We start from the raw sequence: 26,384 nt of genomic DNA, 5'->3' as shown, positions 1-26,384 counted from the left end.
TCCATTACGCTTCTTTTCTACGATCAATTAATACAGCTAATAAGATTACAAGTCCTTTTACAACTTGTTGGAAGAAAGAAGATACACCTAATAAATTTAAACCGTTATTTAGTACACCGATAATAAGTACACCGATGAATGTACCAACAATCCATCCTCTTCCCCCAGAAAGACTTGTTCCACCTAATACAACTGCTGCAATTGCATCTAATTCATAAGAAGTACCTGCAGTCGGCTGTGCAGAATCTAATCGTGATGTTAAGACAATACCTGCAAGCGCTGCCAAAATTCCGGAAAGACCGTAAATCATTACTTTAATTCTCGTAACATTAATACCTGATAGTGCTGCTGCTTCTTCATTTCCACCAATTGCAAATGTACGGCGACCAAATGTCGTTTTCTTCAAAATGAAGTACAGTACTGCGAAAGCGATCATCATTGTAACAGCGGGTACCGGAATACCAAGAAAATAACCGCGGCCAAACATTTGGAACATTAAATGATCACCAAGACCAGTGATCGGACGTCCGTCCATATAAACAAGCGTCAACCCACGAAAAATAGTCATTGTTGCTAAAGTTGCAATAAATGGAGCTACTTTTCCTTTCGCAATGATGATACCGTTTACAATTCCCATTACAAGACCTGCTAATAGTCCAACTGCCATTGCAAGGAACGGATCCATGCCACTTGCCATCATTCCAGCAACAAGTGCACTTGATAATGCTAAAATAGAACCTACCGATAAGTCAATACCCCCTGTTAAAATTACGAAGGTCATTCCAAATGCAATAAGCGCATTAATCGATACTTGACGCAGTATATTAAATAAATTTGGAATTTCAATGAACGCTGGATTTAAAGCTGTAATTACGACGATAATTAATACTAAACCGATTAAAGAACCGAGTTGTTGTAATACATTCCCCTTCTTAGCCATCCTTACTCTCCCCCTGTAGCTAGTGCCATAATAGACTCTTGTGATGCCTCATCTTTCCCTAAAATTCCGCCGACTTTTCCTTCATGAATAACAAGAACTCGATCACTCATCCCTAAAACTTCCGGAAGCTCAGATGATACCATAATAACGGCATCGCCTTGCTCTGTAAGCTTATTCATAATAGAGTAAATTTCTTTTTTCGCTCCAACATCAACACCTCTTGTTGGCTCATCTAAAATGAGTAATTGTGGATGAATGCCTAGCCATTTTGCGATTACAATCTTTTGCTGATTTCCACCAGAAAGAGATTTCACTGCCTGCTCCCCGCTAGATGCTTTCACATTAAGAAGCTTCATCATATCCTCTGTAAACTGTTGTTCTAGCTCATTGCTTAGAACACTTCCCTTTGAAAGATTTTCTAAATTTGGTAAAGCTAAATTTTCTCGAATTGAAAAATCTAACACTAATCCTTCAGACTTTCTATCTTCTGTAATGAAAGCAATTCTTTGTCTAATTGCATCTATTGGACTATCAATCTTTACTTCTTGTCCATTTATAAAAATTTGTCCAGAGTCTAAAGGTTCATAACCAAATATCGCTTTCATAATATCAGTGCGACCAGCCCCCATCAAACCAGCTACACCAAGGATTTCACCTTTCCTCACTTGAAACGAAACATTTTCAAATTTCCCTTTCTTCGTTCCATTACGCATTTCAAAAATGACATCACCAATTTGACTATTTCGCTCTGGGTAACGTTCACCAATGCTGCGCCCCACCATCATACTCACTACTTCATCAAATGATGTTTCTGGAATTAATCTCTTTCCCACGTATTCTCCATCACGCAAAATCGTAATAGCATCACATATTGAGAAAATCTCTTCCATACGATGCGAAATGTACACGAATGAAACACCTTCTTTACGTAACTTATTGATTACTGTAAAGAGCGTTTCGATTTCACGATCCGTCAGTGCCGCAGTAGGTTCATCCATAATAATAACGCTCGCGTTTGTCATTAATGCTTTCGCAATTTCGATAATTTGCTGTTGTCCAACCGATAATTCCTCTGCTAACATAGCGCCTCTTACATGCAGCCCTAGCTCTGCTAGTTGCTGCTGCGCAATCGCGTTCATTTGTCGAGTGCGTAAAATACCTGTTTTCCCATACATTAACTCTTTACCGAGAAACATATTTTCAGCTACTGTTAAATTCGGCAATATGTTTAGTTCTTGATGTATAAATGCGATGCCGTACTCTTCAGCTTCTTTCGCATTTTTAAAGGTGCGCTCTTGCCCATCAATCTTGATTGTCCCACCATCTTTTTTGTATACACCTGTTAAAATCTTCATGAGCGTTGATTTACCCGCTCCATTTTCCCCCATCAATGCATGGACTTCTCCTGTTTCAATCATAAACTGTGCATTCTTCAAAACAGGATTGCCATTGAACGCCTTTGAAATGTTTTTCATTTCAATATGCATTCCCATCACTTCCCTTTATTAAAAAATCACGCCTGCATGTAAAATTACATTTGCATAAGGCGTAGCCTCGCCTGTACGAATAATTGCCTTCGCTTTCTTTGTATGCTCTTTAAATTGTTCATGAGATACATACTCAAATGCTGGCTCTATTAATTTCTGTTCGATCTCTTTATTTACTTCCGCATTATTTATAATGACTTCTTCTGCTAACGTCACTTTTTCGATTGCCATATCATCAGCTACAACTTGTAACACCTCTAAAAAACTCGGTTTTCCAATCTCAACAGCTAAATCAATTCGTTTTACTCCGTCAGGAATTGGTAAACCGCAATCAGCAATTACAACCGTATCTGTATGCCCAAGTGAAGCAAGGACTGCCGCGATTTCACTGTTTAATACACCATGCTTTTTCATCCAACAATCACCTGCACTTCACGTACTCGATCTCTCGTTGGCATACCGCCCTGTGCCCCAAGTTTCGTTACAGAAAGACCACCGGCAATATTCGCGAAACGAATTGCTTTTTGAAGTGTCTCTCCTTCAGAAAGTGCAACTGCTAACGCACCATTAAATGTATCACCAGCTCCAGTTGTATCCACTACATCAACAGCAATGCTAGGAACATGTACAATCTCTGTTCCATTATGGAAACGAACACCGTTAGAACCTTCTGTCATCAATAATTTATTTGGATACTTCGCCAATAAATCTTCAATTGGTGATGTAAAATCATCTAATACGATGCGGCACTCATGTTCATTTGGCGTAATATAAGTTGCTTTTTCTAAAATTTCTTCTGATAAAACTTGTGCTGGCGCTGGATTCAACATAACAGGAATATTATGTTCCTCACAAATAGCCAATACATATTTTACTGTTTCAAGTGGAATTTCTAGTTGAAGAACAACCATATCCGCTTTTACAAGAAGGTCTTTGGAGCGATCTACAACTGACTTATTTACAAGAGCATTTGCCCCTTGTACGACAACAATACTGTTATCTTCTTCTGCTAAAACGATATGAGCAATTCCTGTCGTTCTATCTGTAACCGGTACCACATAATCGATAAAAATGCGTTCGTTCTCTAAATTTTTTCTAACTACTGTTCCATAATCATCATTTCCTACCGCTCCAACCATTGCTACATTTGCTCCTAACCTAGCTGCAGCAACTGCTTGGTTTGCCCCTTTCCCTCCTGGGATTGTATGAAACGCTTCACCAATTACTGTTTCTCCTGCTTTCGGCCGTTTTTTTGAAACAGCCACTAAGTCCATTGAAATGCTTCCTACTACTGCAATATTTGGCATCTGTTTCATCTCCTTACTTCGTTGTATTTCGTTCTATAATTTCAATTGGCAAACGATAGTGTTTCTCTTCTAATGTATTTCCTTCCATTTGCTCTAACAACAACTCTGTTGCAATTTTCCCCATTTCATATATCGGTTGTGCAACTGTTGTAATAGATGGATACATCATTTCCGTTAAAGAAATGCCATCAAATCCGATAATTTGTAAATCATCTGGAATGGCAATCCCCTTTTGAAGTGCAGCCTTTACAATACCAATCGCAATTAAATCATTCCCAGCAACAATACCATCAATATGCGGGTATTCTTCTAATAATTCCATCGCTACACGCTCACTATTTGCTGGCTCAAACGTACTCTCCGCAATCATATACGAAAGATTATTTTGCGTAATAACGTCTACAAAACCTTCAAAACGTTCATTTGCAGTACTCACATCACGTGGTCCGCGAATATGTGCAATATGTTTACATCCTTTATCTAGTAACAACTTTGTCGCAGCCTGACTTCCTGCATAGTTATCTGCATATACAGTAGGAATACGCTCATTAAACATACGGTCAATCGCAACAACCGGAACAGATAAATTCATGTAATTAACACTATTTTGTGGATTCGTTGCTACAATAAATCCATCTACATTATTTTGTCTAAGTACATCAATGTATTGTTTCTCTTTTTCTAAACTTTCATCAGAGTTACAAAGAACAACTGTGTAACCTTGTTTATGTGCTACATCTTCTACGGCACGTGCAACTTCTGGAAAGAACGGATTCACGATATTCGGAACAACTAAGCCAATTAAACGAGACTTTTTATTATACAGTGAACGCGCTACTGTACTAGGCTTATAATCTAACATCTCTATTGCACGCTCTACCTTTTTTAATGTATCTTCATGAACATATCCATTTTTATTTAGAACTCTGGAAACGGTCGCAACAGATACTCCCGCTAATTTCGCAACGTCTTTAATCGTACTCATTCTCTTTTCTCCTCATTTCATGTAACCGTTTACAGAAAATAATATAACGTATTTCTAAAAATACGTCAATCATTTCTCACTAAAAAGCTTTTAAGGTTATACTCAAAAAAGCACCGCCATAAGGCGATGCTTCTTCATTACGAGTATGATACAGTTTTTTCTTTTTCTTCAACAGCAGGCTCTTCAGCATCTTTTTTACGATCTGATAGTTTAATTTTTTGTAAGAAAATCGTAAAGATGGCACCTACTACGATAAATACTAATCCTGTTAAGAATACAGTATGAAGCGAGTCTACTAAAGAGTTTTTCAAAATAGGTACAATGCTGTTAGCAAACGCTTCTGGCATTTGTTTTAATGCCTCTGGGCTAAATAGCATCGAATATAAACCTTGTGGATCTGTGTGAATCATATCTTTAAATTTCGTTACCATTTGTCCCGCTTCTTTCGGGAATGTATCTAATACAGGTACTAATTTATTTGTTAACGTTGTACCTGAAGTGTTATTCATAATTGATCCTAAAATTGTAATACCAAATGTTCCACCAATTTGACGGAAGAACTGACTTGATGACGTTACGACACCAAGGTCTTTTTTCGGGAAGCTTTCTTGTAACGCTAATGTTAATGTCGGCATTACAAGACCCATTCCTAAACCGATAACCATCATATAAGAAGTAGCTGTAAGCTTCGTTGTGTGCATATCCATCGTTGTTAATAACCAAAAACCACCGGCCATAATAAGCATACCTGCGATAATTTGTGGTTTTACACCAACTTTTAATACAAGTTGCCCACCGATAATACTCATTACAATCATTGTAATCATCATTGGAGTCATAATTGTTCCTGATTCAGCAGCACTTACTCCTACAATACCTTGCATGAAGAATGGTACGAACATAATCGCGCCGAACATTCCAATACTCATAAAGAATCCAATCGCATTCAGTATTGTAAATGTGCGATTTTTAAAGAAATGCATTGGTAAAATCGGCTCTTCAGCTTTCGTTTCAACAATAACAAAGCTAACGATACCAATTACAGCTAGTGCGAATAAACCGATAATTTGCCAAGAATCCCATGCATAATCTTTTCCGCCAAACGTTAGCGCAAGTAATAAACTTACAACACCTAGAATCATCGTAAAGATTCCAGCGATATCAATTTTAATTGGTCCTGTTTGTTTATGTGATTTTAATCCCATTGCAATAAAGATTGTTGCTAAAATACCAACCGGTAAGTTAATGTAGAATACCCATCTCCAGTTCACTGCATCTACAATCCAACCACCAACTTGCGGTCCAATTACAGAAGCAAGACCGTATAACGCACCAAAAATACCTTGCCATTTCGCACGTTCTTTTCCCGTGAACATATCTCCAATAATAATCATAGCCATTGGCATCATAATACCGCCACCAAGACCTTGAATACCACGGAAAATAATTAATTCTGTCATACCATTCGCCATACCACATAACGCCGAACCAATCATGAAAATAACTAGCCCTGTTATATATACGTTACGACGACCAAGTAAATCCGCTAATTTACCTGCAATTGGTACAACTGTCGTTGATGTTAACATATAAGCTGTCGTTAACCATGTCATTAAACTTAATCCGCCTAGGTCACCGACGATACGTGGCATTGCTGTACCAACAATTGTTCCATCTAATGCAGCAAATAGCATCGCGATTACTAAACCGATTAACAACAACTTTCTATTTTGATTTTCTTGTTGCTCCATGTAATCTCCTCAATTCCTCTTAGTTATTCTCTTTTTTCTCTTGTGTCCCGCAAATAATGGTTTCTAACTTCTCAAAGAGACGTAATAAATCTTCTCTTTCTTGCAACTCTAAATGTGAAAAGTATTTTGCAATATGCTCGTTGCGAGCTGTCATTGCCTCTTCTACTCTAGCTTTCCCCTTTTTCGTTAACTCGATGATGACAACACGACGGTCATCTTTGTCGTGATAGCGTTCTACAAGTTCTTGATCGATTAGACGATCAATCATCACTGTAATTGCGCTAGGCTTCACATACATCTTTTTTGCTAATGTTGTCGCTCTTGAAGCCCCATAATGATCTAAAATCTTTAAAATATAAAACTGCGGTGGTGTAAGTCCTGTTGCTTGCATTTGTTCTAATAACTCCGTCTGCATTTTCTTTCCAATCGAAAAGGCAAGAGCTTGAATTTTATCGATATGCGTCATATCATTTGGCATGTTATCCACCTCTTATTTAAACAATAAAATATTTAATGTATTTAAATATTAATCCCGCGAACAAAATCCGTCAATACTTTTATTCATAAAAACGTTTACATTTTTGTCACAAAGTTGTATAATTTTCGACGAAGTTAATATTGACAGTCACGGAGAAACGGAGTACACGGCTATGAATCATAAAAAAGGAAACTTTTTTATATTTCATGGCCTTTTTATATTCTCTGTCTTAAAACGCTTCGAATTAATTAGGGGAGGATTTTCATTTTATGTTTTTCACACAATTATTTAAACCTGCGCCCCACGCGGAACGCTTACCAGCTGATCGCGTTGATAGCGAATACCGTAAATTACGTTTACAAGTATTCTTAGGTATCTTCATCGGTTATGCAGGCTACTACTTTGTTCGAAAAAACTTTTCACTAGCAATGCCATACTTAATCGAGCAAGGCTTTAGTAAAGGGGAACTTGGGGTTATCCTTTCAGCAGTTTCTATTGCTTACGGATTAAGTAAATTTCTTATGGGTATCGTATCCGATCGTTGTAATCCTCGCTACTTTTTAGCAGCTGGGCTATTTTTATCAGGTATCATTAATATTATTTTCGGCTCATTTTCTTTCATTACAACGAGCATTATACTTATGTTTGTACTTCAGTTTTTAAATGGATGGGTACAAGGTATGGGATGGCCTCCTTGTGGTCGTACGATGGTTCACTGGTTCTCTATTAGCGAACGTGGTACAAAAATGTCTATTTGGAACGTCGCTCATAATGTTGGCGGAGCGCTTATGCCTTCCCTTGTAACATTAGGCTTATACTTCTTCGCAGATGACTGGAAAAGTATTTTTTACTTCCCAGGTATTCTTTCAATTTTAGTTGGTATTTATGTATTAATTACGATGAAAGATACACCTCAATCTTGTGGACTACCTTCTATTGAAGAACATACTGGGGAATATCCACCAGATGAAAAAGTAAAAGATCGCGAACGCGAACTTTCAGTAAAGGAAATTTTATTTAAATACGTATTAAACAATAAGTTTTTATGGTACATCGCTATTGCGAACGTTTTCGTATATTTCGTACGTTACGGCGTTGTAGACTGGGCTCCTACTTATTTAGTAGAAGAAAAAAGCTTTACTCATAGTAGCTCACGTACTGCTTACGCTCTATATGAATGGGCTGGTATTCCAGGTACACTTCTTTGCGGATGGATGAGTGATAAACTATTTAAAGGACGTCGTGCACCTGCTGGTATTCTATTTATGGTTGGTGTATTTATCGCAGTTCTTGTTTACTGGTTAAACCCTCCTGGTAATCCAATGGTTGATAGTATCGCACTTGTCGCAATTGGATTTTTAATTTACGGACCGGTTATGTTAATTGGTCTACACGCTCTAGATTTAGCACCAAAGAAAGCTGCTGGAACTGCAGCAGGCTTAACTGGATTCTTCGGTTACTTAGGCGGAGCAGCTTTCGCTAGTGCAGCTATGGGCTTTATCGTAGATGCATTCGGATGGGATGGCGGATTCATCTTATTACTTGCATCTTGCGTACTTGCAATGTTCTTCCTTGCTCTTACTTTAAATACAGGGTCAGTAAAATCAAAACAAGCTTAAATAATATATAACAAGCATAAAAATAGCTCTTAGCATTTACATACATGCTAAGAGCTATTTTTTATTTTCATTGCTGTTCCTACTAATGATAACAACCCATTCCTTCCCTACTATAAGATTAAAAGATTTGATGAAACACCTTTATTAAAACGGCTAACGTAACAGATGCAGCAAATCCCCCTAAACAAATAAGACTGACACCTTGGCTATATGACAAATTTTGAAATGATTTCATTGCTTCCATCCTCCCTATCTCCCCTTTGATACTTTTATTTTACCAATGGGAAAAATTTCATAACATCGATTTCTCTAACAACTAACTTACAAATTTGTAAGTTAACATCTTTTCAACTTATATATCTAGTATTTCCACAGATAAGAGTCATTTATACATAAAAAAAGACCTCAGTTATACTAAGGTCTTCGTTACATTCTATTTCATTTTACAATCATCACTGGACATTTCACACGCTTTGCTATTTTATGACTTACACTTCCCAGCACCATTTCTTGCAGTGTATTGAGCCCTCTACTTCCAGCAATGACAAGATCTATATCTCCTGTATTCACATATTGAACAATTGTATCTCCAGGATCACCATGTAATATCGTAATTGTATAAGAAATGTTCTCTTTCTTTAATAAACCTTCAATCTCTTTTAATTTATCTTTTCGACTAGCTGATATTGTTTCTAAATCTGTTTGACCTTGTATAATATCTGATTTTGCCGTTCTATTATCTACTACGTACACAACTTCAACATTTGTTTCTTCGCTACATTTTGCAATATATGTTGCATGTTCCGCTGCTCGAAGTGCATGTTCAGAACCGTCACATGCTAATATAATTTGTTTGTACATATGCTGAATCCCCTTTTCGTTATCCTACTCGTATTATATAATAAAGCCCCCTAAAAAGGAGGCTTTTAACTAGCAATTCTTTTATTATAAGTAGCTAAATTTGCAACAAGTTTTGAGCTACGTTCATTTAATCCTGTTATACTTACTTTCACGCCACTTTGTTCATATTTCATAATAACTTTATCAATTGATGCCACTGCCGAATCATCCCATACGTGCGCATGAGTAAAGTTCATTTCGATTTCTTTTATATCTTCATCCAATGAAAAAGCATTTATAAAATCTGCTGTAGATGCAAAGAAGAGTTGACCGTGAATTTCGTATATTTTCTTATTTTCAATATATAAATGTTTCACGTGAATCTTTGCCATATTGAATGCAAATAAAACCGCACTAATTACTGTTCCGATAATTACACCTAATCCCAAATTATGAGTGATAAGAACGACCACGACTGTTACGATCATGACGAATGCGTTCCCTTTTGGCACTTTATGAATCGTTGCTACAGAGTTCCAATCAAACGTTCCGATTGAAACCATAATCATAACTGCAACTAAAGCTGCCATCGGAATATGAACGACATAATCTCCTAAAACGAATAGTAATACGATTAAAAATCCGCCCGCTACAAATGTTGCTAGGCGACCTCGTCCACCTGATTTAATATTAATAACAGATTGACCGATCATTGCACAACCTGCCATTCCTCCGAAGAAACCAGCAACAATGTTTGCGATCCCTTGTCCGCGTGCCTCTTTATGCTTATTACTTTCCGTATGCGTCATATCATCTAAAACTGAAGCTGTTAATAATGATTCTAGTAAACCGATAATTGCAAGCATAACTGCATAAGGTAAAATAATCCCTAATGTCTCAAGTGTAAAAGGCACGTCAGGAATACTAAAGAACGGTAATTCTTTCGGCAGGCTTCCCATATCTCCTACTGTTTTCAACTGTAATCCGCTCATAAGTGCAATACTCGTCACAATAATAATTGAAATAAGCGTAGAAGGTACAGCCGTTGTAATACGTGGAAATAAATATATAATTGCAAGTCCTAATACAACGAGTGCATACATTTGCCAAGTTGCATTTTTAAAATGTGGCAATTGCGCTGTAAAAACTAAAATTCCAAGTGAATTTAAAAAACCACTCATAACAGATTTCGGAACAAACTTCATAAATGAGCTCAGTTTGAACACGCCAAAAATAACCTGGACAATACCTGTTAATATTGTTGTAGCAAATAAATATTGCAAACCATGATCTTTAACAAGCGTTACCATTAATAATGCCATTGCACCTGTTGCAGCTGAAATCATTCCAGTTCTTCCGCCAACAAATGAAATGGTAACTGCAATACAAAAGGCTGCGTATAGTCCAACTGTCGGATCCACGCCTGCAATAACAGAGAAGGCTATCGCTTCAGGGATTAACGCTAAAGCAACGACAATTCCTGATAACACGTCCCCTTTCACATTAGAAAACCAGTCATTTTTTATCGTTTGAAACAAAGTATCACTCCTCTACTCCTTTATAATTTGATTTTCTCCATAAGAAAATCTAGCCGACTGCACGAAAGCTATTATATAACGAGTAGAAGATTTTTTGCTATGTAAAAGTTTCCTAAAAATGATGTTACCTTCGTAGCTTCTTTTTTAGGAAACTTTAAATATACTATCACCTATTGTTGATTTAACGTACAATGATTTCGGATTCTACAGTATGTCAAATGAAGAAAACTTTGTTTGGATGGATGAAAAATGCACATGTAATTTAGTTCATTTAAAGTTCTATAGATATTTCCACTTCATATATGAGGTTTAGTTTGGATAGTTTAGGGTTAGAGGAGTTTATACTAATTTAATGAAAATAGTAAGAGCACTCTTTCGAGTGCTCATTTTATGCAGATACAGTTGCTTTATCCTTACGGAATATACCCATTAACCCACCGATTAATAGTAATACGCCTGGTAATAAGTAAATTATAGAAATACAAATAAATCCACCGATAGCAGCCACAGTCATCATAATACCGCCAACCTTCGCTTTACTTCTTACCATAACAGATCCAACAATTCCTAAGATTGATAGAGCCACAGCTCCCCAACCTAAACCAATAACAGTATTTGCTCCATCAGCTTCAAAAGCAGCTCCCATACCGCCGATCAATAAAGCAACAAATGCACAAATAATACCAAAAATACCTCCAATAAGACCTAATACAAATTCAGCTGTTCTTTTCATTTCAATCTCTCCTTATTTAGCAACTTCAAATTCAAATTTCACTGATTTCTCGTCAAATGTAAATGTAGGTTTAAATGTACCAACAAACTTATCGCCTTCTGGTACATCAAATAACATTTTGTTTGTAATTTGGTTACCTGGCGCAATATTTTCATTTATAAACGTATTTTCCCCACCAAAGTACTCTTTGAATTGGTTGCCGTTAGTATCAGCAATTTTTAATTCAGAAGTTCCAAAATATATATCTTTTTTGCCATTATTTTTAGCGTTAAAACCGATTTCTAGTACTTTCCCTTTTTCAGCTTTTACGTATTCGTTAGGCTCAACGAATTTAGCTGAACTGAAAGTAAGTTGTAGACCATTAACTTCTACAGTATCTCCAATTTTATAAATCTTGCTTTCAGCTTTTTCCTTTTTATCTTTCTTTTCAGCCTGTTTAGGAGCATCGTTTTTACTCACTTCTTTAACTTCAGTTTCACCACAAGCAGATAAACTAAAAGCAAGTGCACCTGTTAAAGCAATAGTACCCAATTTTTTATACATTCTTTTTCCTCCGATTATGTAAAATGTAAGATTTTCGAAACTATCATAACAGAAACAGTTACAACTTTTTTGTCATATTTTGTCGAGGAAAATAAAAAAAGACGCTATATCAGTAGCATCTTTTCTCATTTCATTAATGTCCACCGTGTCCTTGACCACTTTCCTGAACAATTTCTAACCTCTCATCTAGTATTCCTTGTGTTTCAAATGAAATATCACTCGTATTTCCTAATAAGAAACCGTGATTATATGGTCCAAGTGTTGGATCATCTTTAAACTTCGGCTGAATGCTTGCAAGGAAGTCATACACTGGTTGTGAAGCTTTACCTTCTTCTAATAATACAACAGGTGCATGTTTACCCATATGTGAAAAAGGTGCCCCAGCAACTGCTAAATCTGGTGTTTTACTTGAAACAAATGATAAACCGTGACCAGGTTTTGTGAATCCCCAGCCAAATTTTGTTTTTTCATCTTTAAATTTAGCGAACGCAATCGAGTTTTCTGTAGGGGTCTCTCCACTAATACGCGTTACTTTCCCGTATTTGCTTAGCTCTTTTTCTACTTCTTTTGAAACAATTTTTTCTGGCCCTAATACATATATATTTGCTTTATCTTTTCTCATTTTTAGTGCCTCTATTGTCGCTTCTGGCACTTTATTCTTTTCTGTATAGAGTAGTGGTTCCGGCATATGAGAAATCCAATTTACAGCGGGGGTTGTATATAAACGTCCTTCTTCTGCAGACGAACCGATAATAACACTATTTGGGTAGCTTCCTGTTATATCGGCATACTCCTTATCAACATCCTTCGCAAATATAGCTGGGTCCGTTTCTTTTATTTGTTTTACTTTATAACCTTTTAATTGCTCAAGCGCGCTAGTACCTACATCCCCCATCACCATAATTTGTGTTCCATCTTTCGTTCCGATTGGATTTAATCATTTTATTTCTTTTAACGTCATTTCCGGTATCTTTTCTTTTTCTATAAATAAAATCGGCCCGTTATTCGGATGATGAATAAGGTCTGCACTCGCAATACCTAATTGCCACTCGCTTGCTGTTACTAAAATAACAGCACCTGGCTGGTTCTCCTTATGAGTTGCTGGCCATATCGTTTGTGAAGTTAATACTGCCATTTGCAAAGGGTCGTTTGTGTTTAATCTCGTTACATTTTTTAAACTTGTCGTTAATAAATCATTAGATGCACCTTGGTTCATTTCTTTTGGCGCCGTTACCTCCTGATTCATTTTCATTTCCTTTTGCTCTGTTTTCTTCTCTTTTGTAGATTCATGGTTTTTATGGTCTGTATTCGTTTGTCCGCATGCAGCAAGACCAACTGCTGTAATTATTGTTATCCCAAAAATTCGGGTCATTTTTTTCACTATACCGCCTCCGTATTAATCATTTTTGAGCCAATATGATTACCTAAAATGTAATTTCAACTCCACAATAACAAGCAATTCTGAAGAAATTATGCAGACACATCATAATCTGCACCATTTCTTCATGATTTTGCATTACACTTTAAGTAACGATTATAAATATGGAGGGCTCTCTATGATTGATATACTGCTCGTAGACGATGAACCGAGAATGCTTGAATTATTAACGCTTTATCTTACACCAATTGGATATAAGTGCGTATGTGCGACTTCAGGAGAAGAAGCTATTTTACATATAGAAAATCGAAACTTTAAATTTGTTTTACTCGATATTATGATGCCAAAGATGGACGGATGGGAAACGTGCAAAAAAATCCGATCTTTTAGTAACATTCCTATTATTATGGTTACAGCTCGTGATCAAACAGTAGATGTCGTTCAAGGATTAAAAATTGGAGCCGATGATTACGTAACGAAACCTTTCCATGAAGAAGAACTTTTCGCAAGAATTGAAGCCGTTTTAAGACGTACAAATGAACATAAACAAATCCAATATCACGGTATTGTATGGGATGAAACAAAACACTTCGTTTCTGTCCATAATGAAGAACTCCTTCTCACACCAATTGAATTTTCTTTACTCGGATTATTTTTACGCCATGTGAACTACGTATTAAACCGTGATCAGCTCATCGAACGAATTTGGGGGTTAAACACAAATACAGAAGATCGCACAGTCGATTCACATATTCGTAATTTACGTGATAAATTGCGAAAAGCAAATTTCCCTATTGATCATCATTTAAAAACCGTGTATGGAATAGGTTATCGATGGATTGATACTGAACAGTAAGGGGCAAAACGATGAAACGAATTTCAATTCAATTCGGATTTTATTTTTTAATTGTTACACTTTTAATTGAAAGTGTTCTCTTTATTTTGCTCTATTATAGTCTTGTAAACACTAGAGTAAATGAAGAAATGACAGCTTTATTAAAGCGAGGAAATAGTCATCGAGATGTACTTGAAAAATATTACGATAAGCAAACCATCTCTCACGTAGCATTAATGGAATCTGAAGCTGAAACAACTGTCGTTATTACAAATGCAAATAAAGAAATACTAGCTAAATCTAACGAAATAAACACGACTATAAACGATCATATTAGTAAAATGCAAACTCGAACAGACCATAATGGAGCGATTATAGAAAATCATTGGAAAACATCTAATTATATATGTACAGTTAGCCCCATTGTAGTAGATGGAAAACATGAAGGCTATGTGTACATGTTTCTTGGAACAGAATCAATTGAAAAGTTAGTTAATGGATTAACGAAACAATTCATTATTGCTGGTGCCATCACGTTTCTACTCACAGTCATCACAATTTTCCTATTATCTCGATTATTAACAAAACCATTGTTACACATGAAACATGCCACTGAAAAAATGAGTAAAGGTGATTTATCTGTTTCATTAACAACTACTCGAAATGATGAAATTGGTGAACTAGCATCATCTATTCAGACGCTCGCAAATGATCTACATTATATGAAAACAGAGCGAAGTGAATTTCTAGCAAGTGTTGCTCACGAATTACGAACACCGTTAACATACGTAAGAGGTTATGCTGACATTGCTTTAAAAGAAAGCACCCCTTCTGAACAACGTTTGCGATATTTATCAATTATAAAAGATGAGTCTGATTACATTACAAACTTAGTTCAAGATTTATTTTCACTTGCACAAATGGAACAACATAACTTTTCTATTCAAGTAAAGGAAGTGCATTTACACACCTTCCTTACGCGTATATGTGAAAAAGTAAACGCCATGTATAAAGAAAGGTACATTAAAGTTTCTTTCTCTTGTCCTCCTACACTGCTAGTAAACTTAGATGAACAACGATTCGAACAAGTTGTTGTGAATATTTTAAATAACGCTTATAGACATTCAAAAGAGCATTCTCATATAAACATTTCTATTACAGAAGAACATAAACGTATCTCCATTACAATTGAAGATGAAGGCGAAGGTATTCCGCTTGAAGACCTCCCTCACATTTTTGACCGCTTTTACCGTGTCGATAAAGCAAGAACACGATCTACAGGCGGAACTGGTTTAGGGCTATCTATCGTAAAAGAAATTGTAGAACTACACGGCGGAAATATTACTGTAACGAGCGAAGTCGATTACGGGTCTTGCTTTATAATTTCATTACCATCCATAAAAAAACACGACTATCATCAATAGTCGTGTTTTTTTATCACTTTACTTTATAATATAAATTTACAAATTGCCCAAAACGTTTCGTATCCATCAAAGTTAAATTAATTTCTGGGTTCTTGTCTTGAAATAACGGAACTCCAGAACCTAATATATGCGGTGTAATCGTAACAACATATTCATCAATTAGATTATTCTTAAAGAATTCTCTCAGTAGCTCTCCTCCACCAACCATCCATATTTTAGACCCTTCTTGTGCTTTTAACCTTTTTGTAAACTCCACTACATCTTCATTTACAAATTCCACGTTTCCGTCTGAACCTTTTTCTGAACGAGAAAAAACATAACATGCTTTATCTAAGTACGGGAATGTTTCCGTATGCTCTACTACATAATCGTACGTTTTCTTTCCCATAATTATTGTATCAATCGTTTCGTACATTTCTGTATAACCGTTATCTCCCTCTCCTTCCGTTTCCATTAACCACTCTAAATCATCATTTTCTTTCGCAATATATCCATCTAAGCTCGCCGCAATAAATAAAACTATTTCACGTGACATATCTTTTCCTCCTTGTATCTCATCTTGATAACATATGATGTAAACAATATACTAACAATAAAACATGACAATTTATGTCACGTTAAAAAGAAAAGGTGATACATTTGTCAAAAGCTAAACGCTTATTAGATATTCTTATATTTGCTTCTGCCAAAAAGACATTTACAGCGCAAGAAATAGCTGATGAATTTAATATCTCCGTTCGTACTGTCCATAGATACATTTTAGATTTAAGTGATATGGGGTTGCCCATTTACGCAGAACAAGGTCGTAACGGCGGCTATAAAGTATTAACGAATAGAGTAATTCCGCCTATTTTATTTACGGAAGAAGAAGCAGTCTCTATCTTTTTTGCTTTTCAATCTTTAAGTTACTATCGCGACTTACCTTTTAACACAGAAATCAATTCCGTTACACATAAACTGTATAGCTCCCTACAACATGATGCGAAAGTGAAAGTTGATAAAATACGTTCTTATATCGCCTTTTGGAATCCGAAGAGAACAATTGAGACCCCACTTTTAAACGAAGTGTTAACAGCGGCTATTGAAAATAAAAATTTACACTTTCAATACGAATCTAAATCAGGGATAAAAACAAAACATGTTCATCCGATTGGTGTATATGCTCACGACGGGTTATGGTACTTACCGTCCTATGACTTCGGTAGAAAAAAAGTATTACTGTATCGCATCGATCGTATTCTTTCCATATTATCAACGGAAGAAAATGAGGATACATTCATGAATTTAGAAGAGTGGTTTGCCTCTAACTCTAACGTAGTACACATCCCTACTCAGTTACATGTTTTACTGACAACAGAAGGCGTACGCCAATGTAAAAGCGTTCCTTATCTTGAGGAATTCGTTATAGTAAATGAGGATGGGACAGGATATATACACTCAACAATTGATAAAGGTGAGATTAACTTTATTACTCCTTTATTTTATAGACTTGGAAAAGATGCAAAAGTGTTAGAACCGAAAGCATTGATAGATGGTTTACGTATGCGTGCGAAAGAAGTTTTAAGTATGTATGAAGACTAAAAAGGCGTAAGAGAAATTCTCTTACGCCTTTTTAGTGTGCAGTGTTTTCTCTATCTCTTCTTTTAACAACGTCTTTATTTCTTCCAAATTATGATTCTTCTTTTCTCCCGATTGTACCGTATAAAACTCAGCAAATGAACGCTCTTTATATCTCGGTACAACATGCATATGATAGTGCGTAAGTTCATTAAAGATTCCACCATTTTGACAAATCGTAATTCCGTCAGGTTTATATAATACCTTAATCGCTTTTGCAATCAGCTTAGAAGCATCCATAATGGATTTTGCTACAACATCATCTAATTCGTCTACTTCTACAACATGTTGCTTTGGCACAATTAAAGTATGTCCTGTATAGAAAGGTTCATGATCTAAAAAACATGTTACATAGTCATCTTCATATATTTTATATATTTTTTCCTCTTCATTTGCTAATTTACAACCTAAACATTCCATCATACTTTCTCCCTTTATTAAAAACATAAAAACGTGAGAGCCGTATTCTCACGTTTTTATGTTTCATTTTATTAGTTCAATTGTTTCCGTAACCTTTATACTATCTTTTACAGATTGAACAATCGTACAATTTTTCACTGCAAGTTGCAGCGCCTTGTCCAGCTGCTCTTCTGTAATGTTTTCTGCTTTAATTTTATAGTGCAAATGAACACTTTCAACTGGCTTCGATAAAGCTTCACTTCTACCAATTTCAGTTTCGATTGTAAACGTATCATATGTAATACGTTTCTTTTCTAAAATTGTTCGAAAGACAATTGCACTACATCCTGCGATAGAAGAAATGAGTAATTGTAACGGTGAATACCCGTTTTCTTTTCCAATCACTAATTGACCATACGATAAATCTGCTTCTATATCATCGTGTTTGATTGTTAGTTTCATTTGTTTTTTCCATCTCCACTTTCATCGGTTTCTGCCGTTTCTTACTAATATAATAATATATATAGCAGAAAATGATAAATGGAATACCACAGTATAACGCCATTCTTTGTTCAGGAATAAACGCTAAACTAATCACAACGATGCTATTTGTAATTAAGGCTAAAATTGGGACAATTGGGTATAGTGGTGTTCTATACTTTAAGTCCTCTAACTTTCCTCCGCCTTTTATATACTGACTTCTAAAGCGAAGTTGCGATAGAGCAATAATGATCCAACTTGAAACAGCCGATAAACCAGCTATCGATAATAAATACATGTATACTGTATCTTCTGCAAGGAAACTTGTGAATAGAGATAATCCAGCTACCGCAATCGTTACGACTAGCGCTGTAATTGGAATACCACGCTTATTTACTTTCTGGAAGGAAGTTGGTGCCATTCCCTCATTTGCAAGTGACCATAGTATACGCGTCGCTGCATATAATCCAGAGTTCGCTACAGATAATAACGCAGTAATAATAACGAAGTTCATAATATCAGCTGCGTATGGAATACCAATTTTATCAAATACGACTACGAATGGACTTTCAATTACGCCTGCTTCTTTCCAAGAAATTAATCCTACTAAAATCGTCATTGTTAAAATGAAGAATAACATAATGCGCCATACTGTATTACGGATTGCACGTGGAATTGTTTTTTCTGGATTTTCACTTTCTCCCGCTGCAATTCCGATTAACTCTGTTCCTTGGAACGAGAAGTTAACTGTAATCATTGTAAGTAATACGGCAGCTAGTCCATTCGGGAAAAGTCCACCATCGCTTACAAAGTTAGAGAAAAGAGGTGCTGCTTCTTTTCCGTCATATGATATAAATCCTAATAATGCACTACCACCAAGCACAACAAATGCAAGAATTGTAATTACTTTAATACTAGAGAACCAAAATTCTAATTCGGCATAACTTTTCGCCGAAATTGCGTTTGAAGCATATAAAATAACACCGAATACAAGGCACCATACCCAAACATCAACATTTGGAAACCATCTTTTCATCATTAAACCGATTGACGTTAATTCTAGACCCACTGTTACTGCCCAGCCGAGCCAGTATAACCAGCCAATCATAAAGCCCGTTCCTGGTCCAATAAACTTCGTCGCATACTTTTGGAAAGATCCTGAAACCGGCATCGCTACCGTTAACTCTCCAAGACAAAGCATTGTTAAATACATAATAAATCCGCCTACTAAATATGAAAGGATGGCTCCCCCTGGTCCAGCCTGATTAATGGTGTAACCTGAACCTAAGAAGAAACCAGTTCCGATTACACCACCAAGTGCGATCATAAATAAATGTCTACTCTTCATCGTACGATGTAATTTCTCATTCGTTGGTTGCTGCATCTAAATCCTCCCCCTACCATACCCCTATATCCTGTTAAAATTTTCTGATAATAAAAATATACACGAAAGCGATTACATTTTCTATATAAAATTAAAACTTTTCTGATAAAACAATATAAAAATCGAATTATTGCAAGATTTAGATTCTATTTAGAGGAAAATAAGGAGAAACAAGGAAAAAACCCTTACATATATTGTAAGAGTCAACGGAGTTCTAATCTTCTCGATAAAATTGATAAACTATAATTTACGATAAAGTACATACAAGCTACTACTATAAACGTCGGAATCATGTAATTCACATTTTGCCCGCTAATAATTTGAGCATTATGCATAAGCTCAGGGAGTGATATAACAACCGCTAGCGACGTATCCTTCAGCAATGAAATAAATTGACTGACAAGCGGCGGAACCATTCTCCTTAATGCTTGTGGCAAAATAATATGCCAAAGCGCTTGAACATACGTTAATCCCGAAGATCTTGCAGCTTCAACCTGCCCTTTTTCAATAGACAATAGACCACTTCTAACAATTTCAGATATCATTGCTGCCTCAAATATTGTTAAAGCAACAATTGCAGCTGTTATAATTTCTAATTTCAAGCCTGCTTCTGGAAGTGCAAAATACGTGAAAAATATAATTAACAGTAGTGGTAAGTTTCGAATCACTTCAACTATAACTCCTAATACTTGTGAGACGACAGGTATTTTCGTGTAGCGCAATATACCGATTACACTTCCAATAATAAAACTAAGTACAATTGCTATGAGCGCTACCTCTAATGTTATAAGTAATCCTTTTAATAAAAATAGAATATGATCTCCTGTAATTGCTCCCTTGAAATCCATTTACACCGCCTCCTTTGCTAAGCGTTTTTCTAAATAACGCACTAGCATACTGAGCGGAATTGTTAATATTAAATAAAACATCCCGACAAATATATAAACATCAAACGTAACAAACGTCTTCGTTGAAATTAAATCTCCTTGATACATTAAATCAGCACCAGCAATAATTCCAAGTATTGAAGAGTTTTTAACTAAATTGAGAAACTGGTTTCCTAAAGGGGGAATTACAATTTTCACTGCTTGGGGTAAGACAACATAATACATCGCCTGCACATACGTTAGCCCTGAAGAGCGAGCAGCTTCCATCTGCCCTTTCGCAACTGATAAAATACCAGCGCGAATTACTTCTGCAATAAAAGCTGCCGTATATACCGTAAGCGTAACTGTTCCTGCTACAAAACCATTTAAAGTAATTCCTATTACAGGTAAAGCAAAATAGAATATAAATGCAATTAATACAAGTGGAATATTTCTTACAAACTCCACAAAAGCTGATCCTATCCAATTTAAAATGCGAATAGGTGCAATACGCATTACTGCCAAAATTACTCCTAAAATAAAACTACCTATCAATGCAATTACACTAGACATAACTGTATATTTAAACCCTTCTAAATACATATCAATGTTATTCGTTAATATAGAAAAATCAGGCACATATTCTCCCCTCTTTCTTTACAAGAAGAGGATGAGTACTCTCATCCTCTCACTTTTACTATCTACTTTTCTGGTTTTTGTCCAATCCACTTCTCATATAATTTGTCATACTCCCCGCTTGCTTTCATGTCTTTAATTAAAGTATTAATCTCTTTCGTTAAATCATCTGCCCCTTTTTGCACTGCAATTCCATACGGTTCATCTGTGAAAATTTTTCCTACTACTTCATAATTAGAATCTTGTTTTGCCATTCCGTAAAGGATCGCATTATCTGTCGTTAACACATCACCTTTACCTGCCTTTAACGCTGTAAATGCCTCACTATAATTTTCAAACTCTAATACAGTCGCTTCTGGTGACTTTTGACGAATGTTATTTGTAGATGTTGATCCTTTTACAGCTAATACTTTAACGCCTTGTTTTATATCATCGACGCTCTTAATATTGCTTCCTTTTTTCACAAGTAACGATTGTCCTGCTTTAAAATATACATCTGAAAAATCCACTTCTTTTTTGCGTTCTTCCGTAATTGTCATTGTTGCAATAATTGCATCAATATCACCATTTTTCAGCATTGGAATGCGTGTTTTAGACGTTACTTCTTTCAGCTCTAGCTTCTTTTCATCTCCAAGAATCTTTTTCGCCAGTGCCTTGGCGACATCAACATCGAATCCTTCTACCTGCCCTGTTGAAGGATTTTTTAATCCAAATAAATTCGTATCATTCTTCACCCCAACTACTAATTTCCCTCGTTTCTTAATTTGCTCAACAGCCCCGCCTTGCTTCGTATTTGTTTCCTTTGCCTCATCTTTCTTACTTCCGCATCCAGCAACAACAAGCACGAATAAACATGAAAATACGATTAAAGTAAATAACTTTTTCATTTTAAGCATGAAATTCCTCCTCTAATGATTTAGCACCCGACTTAAAAATAAACGGGCTCTTTCTTGTTCAGGGTTTGCAAAAAAGTTCGCCGGTGTTGTATCTTCAATAATTTGGCCATCATCCATAAATAAGATCCTATCTGCTACCTCTCTAGCAAATCCCATTTCATGCGTGACAACGACCATTGTCATCCCTTCTTTAGCCAGTGCTTTCATAACATCAAGTACCTCTCCAATCATCTCTGGATCAAGAGCAGACGTAGGCTCATCGAATAGCATAATTTCCGGCTGCATTGCAAGTCCTCTAGCAATTGCCACCCGTTGCTGTTGTCCTCCGGATAATTGATGTGGATATACGTTAGCCTTCTCAGGGATTCCTACTTTCTCTAAATAAAACATTGCTGTTTTCTCTGCTTCTTCTTTGGAAACTTTATTTACTTTAATCGGTGCTAATGTAATATTTTGAAGAACCGTTTTATGTGGATATAAATAAAAATGTTGAAAGACCATCCCAATATTTCGCCGCAATTCATTCATGTCCGTTTTTTTATTGTGTACCTCTGTATTTTGTACAATTAATTCTCCATCTGTAATTGCCTCTAATTGATTTATACATCGAAGCAATGTACTTTTTCCTGATCCTGAAGGCCCGACAACTACCACCACTTCGCCTTTTTTCACTTGCATATTAATATTTTTCAAAACTTGAAAGCTACCATAATATTTATTTACATTACGAAATTCTATCAACATACTCCCCCTTCCCCTAACAATGCATGTACATTCTTTTTATATTCAAAAATAGGCAAAAAAATAACTTCCAGCCTCATTTTGTCCATAAAAAAAAGCAAAGGCATTTTCCCTTTGCTTTTTCATTTCTATTCTATTAAGTTAAGATACTTCTTCTTTCTTATCTTTCCCGTATTCATGCTCCCAAAAATCAGCATTTTTAATTCCTAATGGCCCTGGATCGAATACTGGATCTTTTCCTTCTTTTTTCTGTTTTTCATAATCCTTTAATGCGACTAATGCAGGTTTTTGTAACAATAAAATCGCAATGATATTTACCCATGCCATAATTCCTACCCCAACGTCGCCTAAAGCCCAAGCCGCTGCTGCTGTTTTTATACAGCCGTAGAATACAGCTCCTAAAAATACAAACTTTAGTACCATGGACATCCAAGGGCGATCTTTATCACGATTTAAGTACGCGATATTCGTTTCTGCAATGTAGTAATACGCCATAATTGTTGTAAACGCGAAGAATAATAACGAGATTGCAACGAAACCGTTTCCAAATCCAGGGAAAACAGATTCTACCGCCGCCTGTGTATATCCTGGTCCTGGCTGAGCGCCGTTTAGTTTATTAACGATAAAGTTTTTTCCGCTTGCATCAAATACGTTATACATGCCTGTAATAATCATCATAAATGCTGTTGCTGAACAAACAAATAATGTATCAATGTAAACGGAAAATGCTTGTACTAAACCTTGCTTAGCTGGATGTGATACTTCGGCTGCAGCTGCTGCGTGTGGTCCAGTCCCTTGTCCTGCTTCATTGGAATAAATACCACGTTTTACCCCCCAAGAGATTGCTAAACCGATAATACCACCGAAAGCAGCTTCTAATGCAAATGCACTTCTTATAATTAACATAAATGCTTCTGGCAATTTTTCAATATTCATAGCAACAATGACGCAAGCTACTAAAATATAGCCTATTGCCATAAACGGTACGACAACTTGCGCTACGTTAACAATTCGCTTTACTCCACCGAAAATGATAAGAGCTAATACGACAACTAATATAGCCCCTGATACGGTAGTATTAATACCAAAAGCAGTTTCTAAACTTACAGCAATACTATTTGCTTGTACACCTGGTAGTAAAAGTCCTGTTGCAAGAATTGTCGCTGCAACGAATACTAAAGCATACCATTTCACACCTAAACCTTTTTCAATGTAATAAGCAGGTCCACCACGAAACTGCCCTTGATGTTTCGTCTTATATATTTGCGCGAGTGTTGATTCTACATAAGCTGATCCTGCTCCTAAAAAGGCTACTGCCCACATCCAAAATACAGCTCCTGGTCCACCGAATGCAACCGCTGTTGCTACCCCAGCGATATTCCCTGTTCCAACACGTCCTGATAACGAAAGTGCTAACGCTTGGAATGAAGAAACACCAGCTTCTGATTTTTCCCCTTGAAATGTCAGCTTCACCATTTCTCCTACATGTCTTACTTGTAAAAACTTCGTTCGAATAGAAAAATATAAACCTACTCCTAAACATAAATAAACAAGTGCTGGACTCCAAACAATATTATTTAACCAATTTACGAAAGCTTCCAACATTCCCCCTCCTTTTTATAAAGAATATTCAGAATATATATAAAATTATAAGTGTATACCGAATCTAGGACAATATTATTTTAATAAAGTAAACATATTTTTGTATAAAAAAACAAAGTATATATTTGTTTTATATACTTTGTTTTGAACTAAATGTATTATATATTCACAATTGCTTCTCTTTTAATAATTCTTTCGTATAGCTCTTCTGATAATTTCAAGAAGTTATCAGGCATATCTTTCCCTTTAAACTTCTTTTGAAGCGTTCCATATAAACCTATATCACGTAAACGTAAAAATAGTGGTAACGATTCATACCAACTATCCGCCAGCCTGTGCTCATACTCATATCCTTTTCGTAACACTTGTAACTGTTTACGAGCAAAATCTGTCTTCTCTTCTGCTGTCCACGGTGTAAATAGAACAGAGTAGTATAAAACCATTGCTAAATCATGTATAAAGTAATTATAAGCAGCATCATCAAAATCAAAGATTGTTAGCTCTTTACCATCATAATGAAAATTACCTTGATGAATATCACCGTGCATAAGACCGAACGTTTCTCTTTCAACTGGAAGAGCCTTAATTTCATCCATTAATACCGCTGCAATCTCTTTCACTTGACCATCTTCTAATTCATTAACAATTCCACTTTCGTCTTCTTCCCACGTATCACGGTAGTCTGTTTTAGGATAATCCATTGTAAGGCGATGCAGTTGCCCAATCGCTTTTCCCCACGCTTCAAAATAAGCATCTCCCCAATAAGGCGATTCTGCTCCTTTTACTTGCTCACCTTTTGCATATATAAATAAAGAAGCGAAAAAGAAAGTCCCATCCTCTGCTACGATTTCTTCTACGAGATTTCGAGACGTTGAATAAAGAGGTCCTGCTACCTTTGCCCCATTCTCCGCAACATATCGTAAAAAATCTAGTTCAGCCTCTACCTCTTGTTTAGAACGATGAGAAGAATGTGTTAAACGTAATACATAATCTTCATCATTATCACCCTTCGCCTTAAAAATATAATTCTCAAAATCTCCAAGTGGCTTTTCTTCTACTGTTACATGAAACAAATTCGCTGCTCTTTTTAAAATCTCTTTCGTAAACACACGTTCTACAGCTATTTCCATATATATCCCTCCTATATATCTTCTTAATTCGACACAAATGTGAGAAGTACTGCTATGAATAATCTAAAAACAAAAAAGGTTGATTCACTAAATCAACCTTTACATTATTAAAAGTTTTATTTATCAATTCTTCATCAATTGATTCTCGTATATAACATTTATTTTTATTTCTCTTCACCTTTTGTCTGCATTGAATTGAAAGTCCAATTTAATTTTAATGAATCTCCTTGAAATACATTTTGCTCTGCATTATTATCTACAAATGTGAACATTACATAGAAAGTATCATCATCACCAGGAGCAAGTCCATTTCCTTCTCGGTCTACAACACCTTTTTGTACAAGATCAGGAATACTTCCATTTTGCGTAGATACCTTTAATTCAGATAATGTAGTAGACCAAATTGGAACCTCATTTTTATCCAAATTCCACAAGAAATCAACACGGATATGATCACCAAAATCAGCATTTCCATTATCTCCTTTAGCATCGATTACACTGTAATCTGTCAGGAGTTTCACATCTCCTATTGCTAAAGTTCCTTTGTTTACTAATTGAAAACCACGCTCCATTTCATCACCTGGTTTAATATTATCGACATTAATAACAACTTCAGGATTCACACTCAAATCTAAAGTACCCGCTGCAAAAGTATTTTGTGACACTTCCTTATCACTAAAATACGCATATGTTCCCCCGCTAATTAAAGATAAGCCAAGTGCTGCAGTTACAACACCCATACCAAGTTTTTTCTTAATACTCATTTCACAAGTCC

Annotated in this window: 27 protein-coding genes and 1 pseudogene; 4 read left to right on the top strand and 24 right to left on the bottom strand. The window is 35.9% G+C overall.

What is annotated here, in order from left to right; translation table 11 throughout:
- Window positions 1-4: 4 nt before the first annotated feature.
- The 7 genes from MR112_RS25960 to MR112_RS25930 form a co-directional block, all read right to left on the bottom strand.
- Window positions 5-940 carry an ABC transporter permease subunit gene (locus MR112_RS25960; protein ID WP_001074641.1) on the bottom strand — a complete coding sequence of 312 codons (936 nt, stop codon included), beginning with the start codon at window positions 938-940 and terminating at the stop codon, window positions 5-7.
- 2 nt (window positions 941-942) lie between these two features.
- Complete coding sequence (gene rbsA / locus MR112_RS25955) at window positions 943-2,427, bottom strand: ribose ABC transporter ATP-binding protein RbsA (protein ID WP_000546778.1); 1,485 nt, start codon at window positions 2,425-2,427, stop codon at window positions 943-945.
- A gap of 18 nt (window positions 2,428-2,445) precedes the next feature.
- Window positions 2,446-2,841, bottom strand: coding sequence for a D-ribose pyranase (rbsD, locus tag MR112_RS25950; RefSeq protein WP_000716151.1), 396 nt, complete (start codon window positions 2,839-2,841; stop codon window positions 2,446-2,448).
- Complete coding sequence (rbsK, locus tag MR112_RS25945) at window positions 2,838-3,734, bottom strand: ribokinase (RefSeq protein WP_001132865.1); 897 nt, start codon at window positions 3,732-3,734, stop codon at window positions 2,838-2,840. The genes rbsD and rbsK overlap by 4 nt, the downstream gene beginning before the upstream one ends.
- Window positions 3,735-3,747: 13 nt before the next feature.
- A complete protein-coding gene (gene rbsR / locus MR112_RS25940; RefSeq protein ID WP_000104051.1) occupies window positions 3,748-4,719 on the bottom strand; it encodes a ribose operon transcriptional repressor RbsR in 972 nt (323 codons plus the stop codon).
- A gap of 137 nt (window positions 4,720-4,856) precedes the next feature.
- A complete protein-coding gene (locus MR112_RS25935) occupies window positions 4,857-6,470 on the bottom strand; it encodes an MDR family MFS transporter (protein WP_000437647.1) in 1,614 nt (537 codons plus the stop codon).
- Window positions 6,471-6,489: 19 nt separating this feature from the next.
- Entirely contained in the window at window positions 6,490-6,948 is a 459-nt protein-coding gene (locus tag MR112_RS25930) for a MarR family winged helix-turn-helix transcriptional regulator (RefSeq protein WP_001132365.1), read from the bottom strand.
- Window positions 6,949-7,217: 269 nt separating this feature from the next.
- On the opposite strand from MR112_RS25930, the gene glpT reads away from it, so the two are divergent.
- Complete coding sequence (gene glpT, locus MR112_RS25925) at window positions 7,218-8,567, top strand: glycerol-3-phosphate transporter (RefSeq protein WP_000466385.1); 1,350 nt, start codon at window positions 7,218-7,220, stop codon at window positions 8,565-8,567.
- Window positions 8,568-8,685: 118 nt separating this feature from the next.
- Here glpT and MR112_RS25920 read toward each other — a convergent pair whose 3' ends face one another.
- From MR112_RS25920 to MR112_RS25895, 6 genes and pseudogenes are all read right to left on the bottom strand, one after another.
- On the bottom strand, window positions 8,686-8,802 hold the full coding sequence (locus MR112_RS25920) for a DUF4027 family protein (protein ID WP_000834733.1): 117 nt from the start codon (window positions 8,800-8,802) through the stop codon (window positions 8,686-8,688).
- Window positions 8,803-9,005: 203 nt separating this feature from the next.
- Window positions 9,006-9,428 (bottom strand): universal stress protein, encoded by a 423-nt coding sequence (locus MR112_RS25915; protein ID WP_000277999.1) that lies wholly within the window; start codon window positions 9,426-9,428, stop codon window positions 9,006-9,008.
- A 65-nt stretch (window positions 9,429-9,493) separates the two neighbouring features.
- Window positions 9,494-10,945 carry a SulP family inorganic anion transporter gene (locus MR112_RS25910; RefSeq protein ID WP_242245658.1) on the bottom strand — a complete coding sequence of 484 codons (1,452 nt, stop codon included), beginning with the start codon at window positions 10,943-10,945 and terminating at the stop codon, window positions 9,494-9,496.
- Between the two features lie 388 nt (window positions 10,946-11,333).
- Window positions 11,334-11,678 carry a DUF4064 domain-containing protein gene (locus MR112_RS25905; protein WP_000831286.1) on the bottom strand — a complete coding sequence of 115 codons (345 nt, stop codon included), beginning with the start codon at window positions 11,676-11,678 and terminating at the stop codon, window positions 11,334-11,336.
- A gap of 12 nt (window positions 11,679-11,690) precedes the next feature.
- A complete protein-coding gene (locus MR112_RS25900) occupies window positions 11,691-12,221 on the bottom strand; it encodes a DUF4352 domain-containing protein (RefSeq protein ID WP_000277063.1) in 531 nt (176 codons plus the stop codon).
- A 133-nt stretch (window positions 12,222-12,354) separates the two neighbouring features.
- A pseudogene (locus MR112_RS25895) lies at window positions 12,355-13,602 on the bottom strand (cell wall-binding repeat-containing protein).
- Between the two features lie 175 nt (window positions 13,603-13,777).
- On the opposite strand from MR112_RS25895, the gene MR112_RS25890 reads away from it, so the two are divergent.
- A complete protein-coding gene (locus tag MR112_RS25890) occupies window positions 13,778-14,455 on the top strand; it encodes a response regulator transcription factor (RefSeq protein ID WP_242245656.1) in 678 nt (225 codons plus the stop codon).
- 11 nt (window positions 14,456-14,466) lie between these two features.
- Window positions 14,467-15,858 (top strand): sensor histidine kinase, encoded by a 1,392-nt coding sequence (locus tag MR112_RS25885; protein WP_016125467.1) that lies wholly within the window; start codon window positions 14,467-14,469, stop codon window positions 15,856-15,858.
- Between the two features lie 13 nt (window positions 15,859-15,871).
- On the opposite strand, the gene MR112_RS25880 is transcribed toward MR112_RS25885, so the two are convergent.
- A complete protein-coding gene (locus MR112_RS25880; protein WP_000085780.1) occupies window positions 15,872-16,393 on the bottom strand; it encodes a dihydrofolate reductase family protein in 522 nt (173 codons plus the stop codon).
- A gap of 95 nt (window positions 16,394-16,488) precedes the next feature.
- Here MR112_RS25880 and MR112_RS25875 point away from each other — a divergent pair, with 95 nt between their 5' ends.
- Window positions 16,489-17,439, top strand: a complete 951-nt coding sequence (locus tag MR112_RS25875) for a helix-turn-helix transcriptional regulator (protein ID WP_472926401.1) — start codon at window positions 16,489-16,491, stop codon at window positions 17,437-17,439.
- A 21-nt stretch (window positions 17,440-17,460) separates the two neighbouring features.
- Here MR112_RS25875 and MR112_RS25870 read toward each other — a convergent pair whose 3' ends face one another.
- The 10 genes from MR112_RS25870 to MR112_RS25825 all read right to left on the bottom strand — a co-directional run bounded on the left by MR112_RS25870 (window position 17,461) and on the right by MR112_RS25825 (window position 26,373).
- Complete coding sequence (locus MR112_RS25870) at window positions 17,461-17,922, bottom strand: HIT family protein (protein WP_168171567.1); 462 nt, start codon at window positions 17,920-17,922, stop codon at window positions 17,461-17,463.
- 36 nt (window positions 17,923-17,958) lie between these two features.
- Entirely contained in the window at window positions 17,959-18,336 is a 378-nt protein-coding gene (locus MR112_RS25865) for an OsmC family protein (protein ID WP_000778843.1), read from the bottom strand.
- A complete protein-coding gene (locus tag MR112_RS25860) occupies window positions 18,311-19,738 on the bottom strand; it encodes an amino acid permease (protein ID WP_001187097.1) in 1,428 nt (475 codons plus the stop codon). Before MR112_RS25860 ends, MR112_RS25865 begins: the two co-directional genes overlap by 26 nt.
- A 203-nt stretch (window positions 19,739-19,941) precedes the next feature.
- Window positions 19,942-20,586 carry an amino acid ABC transporter permease gene (locus MR112_RS25855; protein WP_000345960.1) on the bottom strand — a complete coding sequence of 215 codons (645 nt, stop codon included), beginning with the start codon at window positions 20,584-20,586 and terminating at the stop codon, window positions 19,942-19,944.
- Window positions 20,587-21,243 carry an amino acid ABC transporter permease gene (locus MR112_RS25850; RefSeq protein ID WP_001112667.1) on the bottom strand — a complete coding sequence of 219 codons (657 nt, stop codon included), beginning with the start codon at window positions 21,241-21,243 and terminating at the stop codon, window positions 20,587-20,589.
- A 62-nt stretch (window positions 21,244-21,305) separates the two neighbouring features.
- The gene (gene glnH / locus MR112_RS25845; RefSeq protein WP_000916491.1) at window positions 21,306-22,136 is read right to left on the bottom strand and encodes a glutamine ABC transporter substrate-binding protein GlnH; all 831 of its coding nucleotides are present in this window, start codon (window positions 22,134-22,136) and stop codon (window positions 21,306-21,308) included.
- 12 nt (window positions 22,137-22,148) lie between these two features.
- Entirely contained in the window at window positions 22,149-22,880 is a 732-nt protein-coding gene (locus tag MR112_RS25840) for an amino acid ABC transporter ATP-binding protein (protein ID WP_050551988.1), read from the bottom strand.
- Between the two features lie 138 nt (window positions 22,881-23,018).
- A complete protein-coding gene (locus MR112_RS25835; protein WP_075676524.1) occupies window positions 23,019-24,479 on the bottom strand; it encodes an alanine/glycine:cation symporter family protein in 1,461 nt (486 codons plus the stop codon).
- Window positions 24,480-24,637: 158 nt separating this feature from the next.
- Window positions 24,638-25,609 (bottom strand): phosphotransferase enzyme family protein, encoded by a 972-nt coding sequence (locus MR112_RS25830; protein WP_000401644.1) that lies wholly within the window; start codon window positions 25,607-25,609, stop codon window positions 24,638-24,640.
- 164 nt (window positions 25,610-25,773) lie between these two features.
- Window positions 25,774-26,373 (bottom strand): TasA family protein, encoded by a 600-nt coding sequence (locus MR112_RS25825; protein ID WP_000023370.1) that lies wholly within the window; start codon window positions 26,371-26,373, stop codon window positions 25,774-25,776.
- Between the last annotated feature and the right edge of the window lie 11 nt (window positions 26,374-26,384).

Origin of the sequence: Bacillus cereus group sp. BfR-BA-01330 (assembly GCF_022663885.1) — a bacterium.
Lineage (GTDB): Bacteria > Bacillota > Bacilli > Bacillales > Bacillaceae_G > Bacillus_A > Bacillus_A cereus.
Note: the sequence above shows the minus strand (reverse complement) of the source record. Positions and strands in the feature narration are given on the sequence as shown.